Source organism: Candidatus Krumholzibacteriia bacterium, assembly GCA_029865265.1.
Taxonomy (GTDB): domain Bacteria; phylum Krumholzibacteriota; class Krumholzibacteriia; order WVZY01; family JAKEHA01; genus JAKEHA01.
The window spans coordinates 1-13,041 of sequence record JAOUHG010000052.1; the positions used below are offsets into that span (position 1 = coordinate 1).

Consider the following 13,041-nt stretch of genomic DNA (forward strand, 5'->3'; position numbering starts at 1 on the left):
GAATAGTCTACAATCTGGCGACGTGACGCGACGCGCGGCATTTTATTAACTTATTATATGGAAAGGCTTTACGTCCTCATCTGGACCGCCTTCCGGGGTGGCACCGGGCTTGCGGTTACCGGGCCGTGACCCACGCACGCACTATAATGACCAGGCCCCCGGCCCGGGCGATCGCCGCGGTCGTGCTGTTTGTGTTCGCATGGCCGACCGTGGCCGGTGCGGGGACGCCCTCGATCGAACCCGCGCCCCTCTCGTATTTCGTCGCGCAGGCGCGGTCGGCCAGCCCGTCGCTGCGCGCCGCCGACGCCCAGGCCCGCGCCGCCGCCGAACGCATCGGTGTGGCGCGTGGCTACCCGGATCCAAAACTGCTGTACGGCTACTACGTGACGCCGGACCCGATGCGCGGGCGCCAGGAGTTCATCCTCATGCAGGAGGTGCCGTTCTTCGGCAAGCGGGGGCTGCGCGGCGACGTTGCGGCCAGTGCCGCCGCGGCCAGCGCGCACGCCGCGGATGCGGTCGCGCTCGACATCGAGGCGGCCGTCAAGATGACCTTCTACGACTACGTCCGCCTGCAGGAAATCGCCCGCGTGCTGCAGGACGAGACGCTCCTGCTGGAACGTATGCGTTCCGCCATCCAGGCGCGCTACGCCGCCGAACGCGCCCAGCAGCAGGATGTGCTCAAGGTGACCCTTGCCATCTCGCAGCTCGACGACCAGACCACCCTCAACCACCGCGAACTGGCCACCGTACGCGCGCGCATGAACGAGCTGATCGGCCGCGATGCCGCCGAGCCGCTGCCGCCGCCCCGCTGGGACATTCCCGCCGCGGACACGGTACTCGCGCTGGCCGTGGCCGACACCGCCCTGGCCTACCGCCCGGAGATGGCCGCGGCGCGCGCGGAGATCCAAATGGCCGAACGCGCGCGGCGCCTGGCCGGGCGGGATTACTTTCCGGACTTCATGCTCGGCGTGATGTTCGAATTTGGCGGCAACGAGGGCGCAGACAACATGTGGGAGCTGATGGCCGGCATCAACCTGCCCATCTGGATCGGCAAACGCCGCGCCGCGGTGCGCGAGGCCGAGGCCATGCAACGCGGCGCCGAGCACCGGTTCGACGCGGAAGCGTTGCGGGTGCGCCGCGAAGTACAGGAGGCGGTGGAACGCGTGCGCGCGGCCGAGGAGCGCCGGGTGCGGTTTGAAACCGTCATCCTGCCCCAGGCGCAGCAGACCTTCGAATCGTCCGAGGCGGGCTATCGCGCGGCACGCGTCGACTTCCTCGACTACCTCGACAGCGAACGCACGCTGCTGTCGATCCGCCGCGAGTACTACGAGGTCATCGCCGACCTCGGCATTCAACTGGCCGCACTGGAGCGCGCACTGGCGCTGAACGCCGTGCCGCGCGCCGAGTGACGCCGGGAGGAACCATGTCAGGCAAACAAATTGGAATTGCGCTGCTCGTTCTCACCGCCGTGCTGGTGCTGGCGGTGCCAGCCCTGCGCCACGGCATTACCGGCCTCGTTTCCGGCCAGCAGGAAGCCACCTCCGACGATGTGTACTGGACCTGTCCCATGCATCCGGAGATCCGGCTGCCCCAGAAGGGCGACTGCCCCATCTGCGGCATGTCACTGGTGGAGAAGCGCGGTGGCGGTGACGACGAACAGAGCGGTGTGGTGAATGTGACGCCGCAGCAGATTCAGCTCACCGGTGTCACCGCGGCACCCGTCGAACGGCGGGCGCTTGCGCGTGAGATCAGTGCCTACGGCACCATTGCCTACGACGAGACGCACCTGGCGGTGGTGTCGGCGTGGGTGGGCGGGCGCATCGACAAGCTGTTCGTGGACTTCACCGGCGTCACGGTGGAAAAGGGGCACCCGCTGGTGTCGCTGTACAGCCCGGACCTGCTGGCCGCGGCGGAGGAGCACGCGCTCGCCGTACGCAGCCTCGACCTGGCGCGCCAGACCGGCAACGCGGAGGCCATCCGTCCCGCGCAGGATCTGGTGGCCGCGTCACGCCAGCGGCTGTTGCGCTGGGGATTGAACGAACAGCAGGTGGATGAAATTGCCAGGGGCGGCGACGTGGGCGATCACATCACCATCTACGCCCCGCAGGGCGGCACCGTGATCGAGCGCATGGCCTACGAAGGGATGTACGTGAACCAGGGGGACGTGCTGTTCCGCGTGGCGGATCTCTCCACGGTGTGGCTGAGCGCGGAGGTGTACGAGGACGACCTGCCATACCTGTACGAAGAACGCGCGGGCGACTACTACGCGTGCCCCATGCATCTGCAGGTCACGTCGAAGCAAATGGGCTCGTGCAGCATATGCGGCATGGAACTGGTGCGCACCAACGATGACGTGCAGGTGGACATCAACGCGCGCGCCTTCCCCGGCGAGGTGTTCCACGGCAAGGTGGCGTTCACCGATCCGGTCCTGAACCCGGAGACACGCACCGTGCGCGTGCGCGTCAACATCGACAACCGTGACTACAAGCTCAAGCCCAACATGTACGCGCGCGCGTCCATCAAACTGCCGCTGGGCGAGATGCTCGCGGTGCCGGAGAACGCGGTGCTTCAGTCCGGCTCACGCACGCTGGTGCTGGTGGAAGAGGGCGAGGGGCGTTTCCGCCCGCAGCCGGTGTCGCTGGGCCGCATGTGGCTGGACGACGCCACGCCGCAACCGGCCACGGGCCGGGAACTCGTGTTCCAGAGCGGCGCGTCGCGCTACCACGAGGTGCTCTCCGGTGTGACCGAGGGGGACCGCGTGGTCACCTCGGGCAACTTCCTCATCGGCTCCGAAAGCCAGTTGCAGGGTGCGCTGGCCAAGATGCTCGGTGACGACGTGCGCGTGCCCGCACCGCCGAAGCCGGTGGAAACCGGCACACCGGACACCAGCACACCGGACGCCGGCGCGCCGGTTCCATCTCTGGCGATTCCCGCCGTCAAGCGCCTGCTCGATGCCTACGACGCCATCGCGGTGAGCCTGGCGGCGGACAAGACCGACGGCGTTGCTGCCGCGGCCGCAGTCATCGCGGAGAACGCACCCGATGGCGCGGTACGCACCGCGGCGTACGCCATGACGGAACCCGGCGACCTGGCGAACGCGCGCAAACAGTTCGTCGCGCTGAGCAACGCGGTCATTGCCTATGCCGCGGCCAACAGCGCCGTGCTCGAAAGGGCACTTGGCGATGCCGCCCCGCGCAAGGCGTACTGTCCCATGTATCCAGGCGCCTGGCTGCAGCGCGGCGACGACATCGTGAACCCGTACTACGGCTCGAAGATGCTCCACTGCGGAACCTTCAAGGCGTGGGATGAAGCCACCGGCAACTGACGCACCATGACCACACCCGACGTTCACGATCCCAGCAGGAGCGCCGTCGCGCGCGTCATCGGCTGGTGCCTCGATCACAGGCTGTTTGTGATCATTGCCACCCTGCTGGTGGGTTTTGCCGGCGTCCTCTCCATGCGGCACACGCCCCTGGACGCCATCCCTGATCTTTCCGACACGCAGGTCATCGTGTTCTCGGAGTGGATGGGCCGCGACCCGCAGACCGTCGAAGACCAGGTCACCTATCCGCTCTCCACCGCCATGCTGGCGGTGCCGAGCGTGCGCACCGTGCGCGGCTACTCGTTCTTCGGGGAGTCGTTCGTTTACGTAATCTTCGAGGACGGCACCGATCTCTACTGGGCGCGCAGCCGCGTGCTCGAGTACCTCAACCAGGTGCGCGGGCAGTTGCCGGCGGACGCCACGCCGTCGCTGGGACCCGACGCGAGCGGTGTGGGCTGGGTGTTCGCGTACACGCTGGAGGACAAGTCGGGCAGGTACGACCTGGGCGACCTGCGCGCGCTGCAGGACTGGTTCCTCCGCTACCAGCTGACCAGCGTGGATGGCGTGGCGGAGGTTGCGAGCATCGGCGGCTACGTCCGCCAGTACCAGATCACCGTCGAGCCGTCCCTGCTGCAGGCCTACGGCGTGTCGCTGCCCATGGTGGTCGAGGCAGTCAGGCGCAGCAACAATGACGTGGGCGGGCGCCTGCTCGAAATTTCCGAAGCGGAGTACATGGTGCGGGGGCGGGGCTATCTGCGCGGTGTCGAGGACATCGAAAACGTCGTGGTGAAGGCCGAACGCGGCCAGGCGCCGCTGCTGCTGAAGAACATCGCGCAGATCAGCATCGGTCCCGACATCCGCCGCGGCATCGCCGAGAAGAACGGCGAGGGTGAGACGGTGGGCGGCATCGTGGTCATGCGCGACGGACAGAACGCTCTGCGCGTGATCCGTGACGTGAAGGAGAAGATCCGCGAGGTGTCGCGGGGACTGCCGGAGGGCGTGGAGATCAAGCCCGCCTATGACCGCAGCGGGCTCATTCTGCGCTCCATCGACACCCTGCGCCAGGAACTGATCCAGCAGATGATCGTCGTGGCGCTGACGTTCCTGGTGTTCCTGTGGCACGTGCGCAGCTCGCTGGTTGCCACCATCGCGCTGCCGCTGGGCATCCTGGTGTCGTTCATCGTCATGCGTCTCATCGGCGTGAACGCCAACATCATGTCGCTCGGTGGAATCGCCATCGCCATCGGCGCCATGGTGGACGCGGTGGAGGTGCTGGTCGAGAACGCGCACAAGAAGCTGGAGGGTGTCGAGCGACCCACGGCGGCGGAGCGCTGGGCCATCATCCGCGAAGCGTCCATGGAAGTCGGTCCGTCGCTGTTCTTCTCGCTGCTGGTCGTGACGGTTTCCTTCTTCCCGGTGTTCGCGCTGGAGGGGCAGGCGGGCCGCCTGTTCCGGCCGCTCGTCTTCACCAAGACGTTCGCGATGGCTGCCGGCGCCGTCATTGCCATCACGGTGACGCCGGTGCTCATGGGCTACTTCGTCCGCGGCCACATCCGGCCGGAGAGCAGACTGCCGGTGAGCCGCGCGGCGGTGGCCATGTACCTGCCCGTGATCCGCGGCGTGCTGCGCCACCCGGTGGCGGTGATCGTCGGAGCCGTCATCGTCACGCTGGTAACGATTGTTCCGTTCAAGCGGCTGGGCAGCGAGTTCATGCCGCCGCTCAACGAGGGTGACATTCTTTACATGCCCACCTCACTACCCGGTCTCTCCGAGACCGAGGCGCGGCGTGTGCTGCAGACGCAAGACAAACTGTTCCGCACCTTTCCTGAGGTGGGCACAGTCTTCGGAAAGATCGGAAGCGCGCAGACCGCCACCGACCCCGCGCCAATGTCCATGGTGGAAACCACCGTCAACCTGCACGAGCCCGACACGTGGCCGAAGCGATGGATCCGCGAAGGCGAAATCGAAAAGCGCGTGCGCGCCGTACTGCGCGATCTGGAGCGGGTTCGAGCGGGTGGCGCCGGTGGGGCCCCCGCCGCGCCAGGCGGCGGGGAAACCGGCGGCAGGACCCGCGAGCCCATGTCGGTGCAGGACATCGAGCGCATGGTGTTGCATACCGTGAACGGTGAGCTGCGCGCGCTCGCCATGCAGGGTGCCGACGACCGCGCGCTGCGCGCGGCGGCCGGCGATGCGGTGCGCCGCGAACTGGTGGCGCGCATCGTCCAGGAACACGCGGGCCAGGACGACGGCTTCGAGCAACGCGTGCGTGACGCGGTGAACCGGCGCGCGGCAGGAGCGCCGAAGCTCCACCGCCTCTCCATGGACGAACTCATGTATGACGACATGGACCGGGAGTTCCAGTTCATCGGCATGACCAACGCGTGGACCATGCCCATCAAGGCGCGCATCGACATGCTCTCCACCGGCATCAAGACGCCGGTTGGCATCAAGATCCTGGGCGACGATCTCGCGATGCTGCAGGAACTGGCGGTTCAGGTGGAGAACGTCATGAAGCGTGTACCCGGGACGCTGAGCGCCATCGGCGAGCGATCCATGGGCGGCCGCTACATTGACTTCGAGATCGACCGGGTCGAGGCGGCGCGCCACGGGCTCAGGGTGGGGGACGTGCAGGACGTCATCGAAACCGCGGTGGGTGGCATGAACATCACCCAGACCGTCGAGGGGCGCTATCGTTTTCCGGTGAACGTGCGCTACCCGCGCGAACTCCGCGACGATCCGCGCAAGCTGGGGCGCGTGCTGGTGTCTTCACCCACCGGCGAGCAGGTGCCCATCGACCAGCTCGCCACCATCTCACTCGTGCCCGGCCCGCCGGAGATCAAGAGCGAGAACGGGCTGCTGCAGGCGATCGTGTACGTGGACTTGCAGAAGGGTCAGGACATCGGCTCTTTCGTGGCGCGGGCGCGGCACGTCGTGGAGCGCGAGGTCACGCTCCCGCCGGGCTACTACATCTCGTGGAGCGGCCAGTTCGAGCAGATGCAGGCGGTGCGCAGCCGCATGCGCCTTATGCTGCCGGTAACGCTGCTCGTGATCTTCCTGCTGCTCTATTTCAACTTCGGCCGCGCGCGCGAAACACTGATCGTCATGCTGTCGATGCCCTTCGCCCTGGTGGGCGGCGTGTGGTACATGCACATCCTCGGCTACAACATGAGTGTGGGCACGGCGGTGGGATTCATCGCCCTGTCCGGGCTCGCCGTGGAAACGGGCGTGGTGATGCTGTTGTTCCTGAATCTGGCCCTCGACGAGGAGCATCGGCGTGGGGGCGCGCTCACGCCGGAACGACTGGACGCCGCCATCGTACACGGTGCCGTGATGCGCGTGCGTCCCAAGCTCATGAGTGTGGGAACCACCATCCTCGGACTGGTTCCGCTCATGTGGATGACCGGTGCGGGTGCATCGGTGATGAAGCGCATGGCGGCGCCCATGATCGGCGGCCTGGTATCGAGCACGTTTCTCACCCTGATCGTAATTCCGGCCATCGTTGTCCTGATTCACCGCCGCAACCTGAGGGAGGAACCATCAAAATAGACGGTTGTAGAAATCAATTCGAGAGGCCATACTATGTTCACTCATTCGTGTCGGGCCCGCCCGGCACCTGCTTCACAGGAGAAAATCATGAAACGGACACTGCTGCTTTCGTTTGCGCTGGTTGTGGCTCTGACGGCCGTCGCCATCGCCGACGACATGAAAACGGACAAGAAGGACGCCAAGGCCACCGTCACCCTCACCGGCGAAGTGCTCGACATGTACTGCTACATGTCGCACCCGGAAACCGGCGTTGGCGCCGAGCATGCTAAGTGCGCCAACTCGTGCATCGAGCGCGGGCTGCCCATCGGCTTTCTCGCCAGCGACGGCACCGTGTATCTCATCATTGGTTCGGATCACAGCCCCGCCAACGAAATGGTGAAGGGCTGGGCCGGAAAGCCCTCGATGATCACCGGCACCGTCGTCGAGCAGAAGGGCATGAAGGCCATCGATATCACTGGCATCTCCGAGGTCAAGGGTTAGTCGCTCCTGCCTCGGAGCGTGGGCGCGGCGGGATTGGGCAAGGGCACGTATCGTATAGCAACCCCGTCGCGTTCACATCGCCGGGCCCCCGGTTGTTTTACAATTCGCTGTAAATGCTGTAAACTCATTCGTTGACCGACCGCATCCCGAGGTGAACGAATGAAAAGACTCTGCCTGTTCGGCGCAATGGCCCTCGCGGTCGGGCTGTACGCCACTCCCACCCTCGCCGGCTACCTCATCATCCAGACCGATCCCAACCTGGACTACGCGAGTGCCAAGTGCCTCAACTCAGCCGCCGAGGTGGACGTGTACTTCATATACGTTCCACAGCCCGGAGATCCCGCCGTGCGTTGGATCCAGTTTGCCGCACCCACGCCCACCGGCTGCGTTTCCATCGGGTCGCGCAAGGACATCCCCGTACTGACGAAGTCGGGCGATTCGTCGGTGGATATCCTGGTGGATCTGGGCTGCTCACCCGTTACCACGCACCTGCTGACCGTGCGCCTGTCGAATGTGGTGGTTTCCGGCGATTGCTGCGGCTGGCGCCCGCTCAACACGCACGGGGGCACGAGCATCGACGCGTGGGATTGCGACGGGAACCTGGTGCTGCTGCAGTCGCGCGGGGTGTGGTTCTCCACCCAGCCCTGCGCGTTCGTGGCACCGCACACGCCTTCGCCCGCCGACGGTGAGACCATCGGCGCGCTCGAGACGGACCTTGAATGGCAGAGCGCCGGTGGTCCCGAGTGCGGCCTGGGCGACGTGTTGATCCACAATCTCTACTTCGGCACCGACCCGGACGCGCTCATCGAGCACGTCGACGCCGGCTCGCCGTACCCCGTGAGCAACCTCCTCCCAGGCACCACCTACTACTGGCGCGCCGAGGCCACCACCTACAACAACGCGGGGCCGTACCCGGGACCGTTGTGGTCGTTCAGCACGCCCCAGGCCACCGGCACCGAGCAGACCACCTGGGGAAGAATTAAATCGCTCTTCCGGTGAACGCACCGGTATCGTTCACGCCATCATGATGCCCGCAACCACAGAGGTGGACACCGGCCTGCGCCGTGTGCTGGGGCGTGTGAGCGCCACCAACATCGTGATCGGCGCCATTATCGGCGTCGGTATCTTTTTTACGCCTACCAGTGTGGCGCGTATTGCCGGCAACGGGCAGCTGGCGCTGTGGACGTGGGCCGTGGGCGGTGTAGTGGCGCTGCTGGGCGCGCTCACCTTTGCCGAACTCGGCGGCATGTACGGGCGCACCGGCGGGCAGTACGACATCCTGCGCGATTCCTACGGCCCCCTGGTGGCGTTCTGCTTTGTCTTCTGCAACTCCACCGCCATCGTGGCCGGTGGCGTGGCCATCATCTCCATGGTGTGCGCGGAGAATCTCGCGACGCTCGTTGCCGGTGGCACTCCCGCCGCGCCGGTGGTGGCGGCCCTGGCGGTGGCGCTGATCGCCCTTCTCGCGTGCGCCAACTTCATCGGCGTGCGCTGGGGTGCCGCCATCCAGAATGTCACCGTTTTCGCCAAGGTGGCGGCACTGGCGCTGATCGCACTGCTGGCTGCGTTCGCCGGGCGCCACGCGGGCGACGTTTCCGCGACCGTGCAGACAACCACCGCGGCGAGTCCCTGGATCGCACTGCTGTTCGCCGGGCTCGTGCCCGCGCTGTTTGCGTACGGTGGCTGGCAGCACGTGCTGTGGATGGGCGGGGAGGTGAAGGACCCGCGTCGCAACCTGCCGTTCGCCATCGTGGTGGGTGTACTGGTGGTGATGGTGGTCTACCTGTCGGTCAACTGGGCGTATTTGCATTTGCTGGGCTACGCGGGTGTGAGCGGGAGCCGCGCGCTCGCGTCCGACGCGGTGTCGGTGGTGTGGCCGCGCGTGGGCGCGCGCTTTGTTGCCGGGGCGGTGGCGCTGTCTGCGTTTGGTGTGCTCAATGAGCAGATCCTCGCCGGGCCACGGCTGCTGTTCGGCATGGCGCGTGACGGACGGTTCTTCTCACCATTCGGCCGCGCGCACCCGCGCTTTGCCACGCCGGGCCTCGCCATCCTTCTCATGACGGCACTCGCGGTGACACTGGTTTTGGTGGCGGGAAAGAATGGCATCGACCGCCTGCTCACCGGCGTGGTGCTGGTGGACGCGGTGTTCTTTGCGCTCACGGGTGCCGCACTCATTGTCTTGCGCGTGCGACAGCCAAACGCCGACCGCCCCATGCGCGTGCCGTTCTATCCGCTTGTGCCGGCGCTGTTTGTGCTTCTCGAAGCGGCCATCATCCTGGGCGCATTCCAGATCGAAGCCAACCGCGCGGCGGCCTGGATCGGCGTGATCTGGGTGGGGGTGGCGCTGGCATGCTACTGGCTCTTCTTCCGGCGCAAGATCGCGCTCGATTCCTCCGCCGCGGAGAGTTAGGTTGAAGCATGAACCTTCCTTATCCTCAGACCCGCAAAGATCGCTGGAGCGATCTTGTCCGGGGTGCCGCAATGGCGGCGTTCATCGTTATTCCCCCTGCATTGACGACCCCGATTGCCCGGGATGCAACCCTCGCCACCGCCATGCGCGACGGGGACGCCGCCTTCCGGGTGTTCGACAACGAAACCGCGCGCCTTTGTTACGAACGCGCGTTCGCAATCGATTCCACCCGCTGCGACGTTCTCTGGAAACTCGCGCGGTCGAACATCGACTGCGGAATGGTTGCGCCGCGCGACGACAGGCCCCGGTGGTTCGCTTCCAGCGAGCGGCTGACGCGACGGTGCGTCTCGTTGTACCCCGACTCCTCGGAGGCGCATTTCTTTCTGGCCGTTGCCATCGGCCAGATGACCAAGGTGGTGGGCAACAAGCGCCGCATCGAGCTTTCCAGGGAGGTCAAGGGTGAGGCGGAGACAACGCTCTTGATCGATCCAGCCCACGCCGGCGCCATGCATATCCTGGGGCGGTGGAACTACGAGGTGGCGGGCCTGGGATGGTTCTCGAAGATGGCCGCAAAGATTGTCTACGGCGGTGTTCCACCCGGTGCAAGCTACCAGCAGGCGAAGGAGTGGTTCGAGAACGCCATCGCCGAGCGGCCCGATATGCCGCTCAACCATCTGTGGCTCGGTGAAACGCTGATCAAGCTGGACGACTACGCCGGCGCGCGCCAGGCGCTGCAGGTATGCCTCGACCTCGACGATGTGCTCTGGGACGACAGTCACACCAAGGCCCAGGCACGGAAGAAACTCCACGACATCCAGGGCAGGAAATGACGGCGCTGGGCAGCCGGCTTCGCCTGTCGATTGGCCGACACCCCGTTCCGCGACGACCCACGTCCTAAGCGCAACCTGCGCGCCGTGTTGCGCGCGCCCCCCATCGCCGCGCCCATCCCCGCCCCGCGTGCGGTGGCGAAGCGCCTGTCTGTGTACCTCGCGTAATGCCAACAAGATAGACCGTCCGGGCCCGCTGGCCCGGTCTATGCCATAGCCAGGCCATCGCGGGGTGGCTGTGCGGGGGTGTGACGGGAGGTGGAGGACGTGGCGACAACGAGATTCATGCGCGCGGCTCATGGGCGTGCAGCGCTGGTGATGTGGAGCTTCATTGCGCTGGCGCTCATGGTGCCCGCGTGCGCGGAACGAACCAACGACACCGACACGGAGAACCCGGTCATTGTGACCGGACGCGGCATTGAGATTACAAACCTGGAACGGGACGAGACCCGGCGGACCGTCGTGGCAACCGTGACGCAACACGGTATCGAGCGGCGCCTGACCCTTGCTCCGCTGCCCGACGGTCCGTCGCCGGGACTCGTGGCGACCCTCGACGACAACGGGTCATTCTATGAACTGTCCATCGCGGTCGACGAACGCTCCGGCGTGCTGCGGATACGCGAACGCACCGCGATCGACGAAATGGCGATGGTATTTCGCGAGCACAACGGGCGCGTGTACGAGTCGTACGACATCAACGGCGAGCACTTGTCCGTCGACTATCCCGCGCTGGAACCGGCGCAGCTCGACAAGGCAGTGGCGCGCTACCGGGCGGGTGACATCGATCTGGCGGCGTCGCCGGAACTGCGCGAAGTCGGCGCGACGCTGGCGGCGTTCGACGCGTTCTACACGCCGACCACCGCCAACACACTGCACAACAACGCGGCGGGGGATCTGCTGATCTCCGTCCTCTCCGACCCGGTGGCGGCGGGCGCCATCACGGGAGAGGACGTCACGACGCAGCGTGTCGACGGCGGGGCGCAGCGCGTGTGCTGGGCCGCCACACTGTGCACGCGCTACAAGTGCAAGATGGGTGGAATGGCGAACCCGCTGTGCACGGCGTGCGGCGGTGTCACCGCGGCGTGCCTGTTCACCGAAGTGGCCTGCTGGATTGCGGGTTGCGACTGTTGCTTCTAAGGAGGTCAACGCGATGCCGAGGATTGTGTTCTCATCGCTCGCCCTGCTGGGCTTTCTTCTTGCCGTCACCGGCTTGCTGGTGCAGCAGCGGGCCCTCAGCATGCACGGGAAACCGGACGTGCCACGCGGGGTCAGCATGAACCCCACGCGCTGGTGGCCGGCGTGGCGCCTGGCCGGAGAAATGACCAGCACCGAGGGCGTTCGCAAGTATGTGAAGGGCCTGGAGCTGGTCGACTGGGGCATGACGATGGTCTTCTTCGCGCTGGGCTACATTCTCGGCCGCTGGTAGGGGGGAGGGCGCCGGGTGGTGGTGCGGGCCGAGGCGCACCGCCACCCGTGCGCGCCAATCCATCCTCGCCGCCCACGCCGGTCGGCCACTATAATGACCGCGTGAACATCTCCGGTCGCGCACGTATCTCCGCCCTCATGCTCGCCGCCCTCACGCTGGGTGGTCTTGCCGCGTGGGGGTTCATCAACTATGCGCGCGAGCCGGAACTCACCGCCGAACTGCGCGGCTACGCGCTGGCCGAGGAACTGGGGTGCCACGGTTGCCATGGTCCGCGCGGCACGGGTGGCGTGGCCAATCCGGGGAGCCGCGACGGCGACGTGCCGGCCTGGGACGGTGGCACCGCCATGATGTTCGTGCGCAACGACGACGAGATCCGCGAGTGGATCATGGACGGAAAACCGTGGCGCCTCGCGCTGCGCGACTCGCTGGATGCGCGCCGCCGCGCAAACAGGGAACAGCGCATCCGCGACGCCTTCCCGAAAGCCGGCGAGGTGTCGCTGCACCCGCGCCCGCTCGAACCCGCCGAACTCCCGCTCACCATGCCTGCCTACCGCGACGTGATCGACGAACACCAGCTCGAGGACCTGGTGGCGTACTACAAGGCGGTGGCGGATTACACGGAGATGCCCGAGGACGCGCGTCGTGGATACCGCGCGGCGCGCTCGCTGGGATGCTTCGGATGCCACGGGCCGGGCGGGCTGCTGGGGGTGGACAACCCGCGCAGCTTCAAGGGCTACGTGCCGCCGTGGCGCGGGCCGGACTACCAGGAGCTGGTGAAGAACCACGACGAACTGCGCGCGTGGATTCTGGACGGAAACATACCGCGTCTCAACGACAACCGTATCGCGCGCTTCTTCATGCGCCGCCAGGTGGTGCGCATGCCGGCCTACCGCGGCGTCATCGCGGATTCCACCCTGGCCGAAATAGAGGGCTACATCGACTGGCTGTCGCGCGACGGCTCATAGCCGGGGAGTCGTCAGTTCTGCGGAATCACGTTCTGGCGCTGCAGCTCCGGCACCAGCTGGCCGGC

10 protein-coding genes are annotated in these 13,041 nt (G+C 66.3%); all 10 read left to right on the forward strand.

Features of this window, described 5'->3' with window-relative positions; genetic code table 11:
• Positions 1 to 146: 146 nt before the first annotated feature.
• The 10 genes from OEX18_14590 (at position 147) to OEX18_14635 (ending at position 12,976) form a co-directional block, all read left to right on the forward strand.
• Complete coding sequence (locus tag OEX18_14590) at positions 147 to 1,409, forward strand: TolC family protein (protein ID MDH4338497.1); 1,263 nt, start codon at positions 147 to 149, stop codon at positions 1,407 to 1,409.
• A gap of 14 nt (positions 1,410 to 1,423) precedes the next feature.
• On the forward strand, positions 1,424 to 3,325 hold the full coding sequence (locus OEX18_14595; protein MDH4338498.1) for an efflux RND transporter periplasmic adaptor subunit: 1,902 nt from the start codon (positions 1,424 to 1,426) through the stop codon (positions 3,323 to 3,325).
• Positions 3,326 to 3,331: 6 nt separating this feature from the next.
• Positions 3,332 to 6,868: a CusA/CzcA family heavy metal efflux RND transporter gene (locus tag OEX18_14600; protein MDH4338499.1), complete on the forward strand. Its 3,537-nt coding sequence runs from the start codon at positions 3,332 to 3,334 to the stop codon at positions 6,866 to 6,868.
• 87 nt (positions 6,869 to 6,955) lie between these two features.
• Positions 6,956 to 7,348: a hypothetical protein gene (locus tag OEX18_14605; GenBank protein ID MDH4338500.1), complete on the forward strand. Its 393-nt coding sequence runs from the start codon at positions 6,956 to 6,958 to the stop codon at positions 7,346 to 7,348.
• 159 nt (positions 7,349 to 7,507) lie between these two features.
• On the forward strand, positions 7,508 to 8,347 hold the full coding sequence (locus OEX18_14610; protein ID MDH4338501.1) for a hypothetical protein: 840 nt from the start codon (positions 7,508 to 7,510) through the stop codon (positions 8,345 to 8,347).
• A 25-nt stretch (positions 8,348 to 8,372) separates the two neighbouring features.
• Positions 8,373 to 9,758: an amino acid permease gene (locus tag OEX18_14615; protein ID MDH4338502.1), complete on the forward strand. Its 1,386-nt coding sequence runs from the start codon at positions 8,373 to 8,375 to the stop codon at positions 9,756 to 9,758.
• A 71-nt stretch (positions 9,759 to 9,829) separates the two neighbouring features.
• Positions 9,830 to 10,588, forward strand: a complete 759-nt coding sequence (locus tag OEX18_14620) for a tetratricopeptide repeat protein (GenBank protein ID MDH4338503.1) — start codon at positions 9,830 to 9,832, stop codon at positions 10,586 to 10,588.
• A gap of 264 nt (positions 10,589 to 10,852) precedes the next feature.
• Positions 10,853 to 11,722 (forward strand): hypothetical protein, encoded by an 870-nt coding sequence (locus tag OEX18_14625; GenBank protein MDH4338504.1) that lies wholly within the window; start codon positions 10,853 to 10,855, stop codon positions 11,720 to 11,722.
• 13 nt (positions 11,723 to 11,735) lie between these two features.
• Positions 11,736 to 12,011 (forward strand): hypothetical protein, encoded by a 276-nt coding sequence (locus tag OEX18_14630; protein MDH4338505.1) that lies wholly within the window; start codon positions 11,736 to 11,738, stop codon positions 12,009 to 12,011.
• Positions 12,012 to 12,112: 101 nt separating this feature from the next.
• Positions 12,113 to 12,976, forward strand: a complete 864-nt coding sequence (locus OEX18_14635; GenBank protein ID MDH4338506.1) for a hypothetical protein — start codon at positions 12,113 to 12,115, stop codon at positions 12,974 to 12,976.
• The last annotated feature ends 65 nt before the right edge of the window (positions 12,977 to 13,041 follow it).

Bases quoted from the DNA above. Each gene is read 5' to 3' on its own strand.
- OEX18_14590 (MDH4338497.1), top strand. From the start codon at position 147: ATGACCAGGCCCCCGGCCCGGGCGATCGCCGCGGTCGTGCTGTTTGTG.
- OEX18_14595 (MDH4338498.1), top strand. From the start codon at position 1,424: ATGTCAGGCAAACAAATTGGAATTGCGCTGCTCGTTCTCACCGCCGTG.
- OEX18_14600 (MDH4338499.1), top strand. From the start codon at position 3,332: ATGACCACACCCGACGTTCACGATCCCAGCAGGAGCGCCGTCGCGCGC.
- OEX18_14605 (MDH4338500.1), top strand. From the start codon at position 6,956: ATGAAACGGACACTGCTGCTTTCGTTTGCGCTGGTTGTGGCTCTGACG.
- OEX18_14610 (MDH4338501.1), top strand. From the start codon at position 7,508: ATGAAAAGACTCTGCCTGTTCGGCGCAATGGCCCTCGCGGTCGGGCTG.
- OEX18_14615 (MDH4338502.1), top strand. From the start codon at position 8,373: ATGATGCCCGCAACCACAGAGGTGGACACCGGCCTGCGCCGTGTGCTG.
- OEX18_14620 (MDH4338503.1), top strand. From the start codon at position 9,830: ATGGCGGCGTTCATCGTTATTCCCCCTGCATTGACGACCCCGATTGCC.
- OEX18_14630 (MDH4338505.1), top strand. From the start codon at position 11,736: ATGCCGAGGATTGTGTTCTCATCGCTCGCCCTGCTGGGCTTTCTTCTT.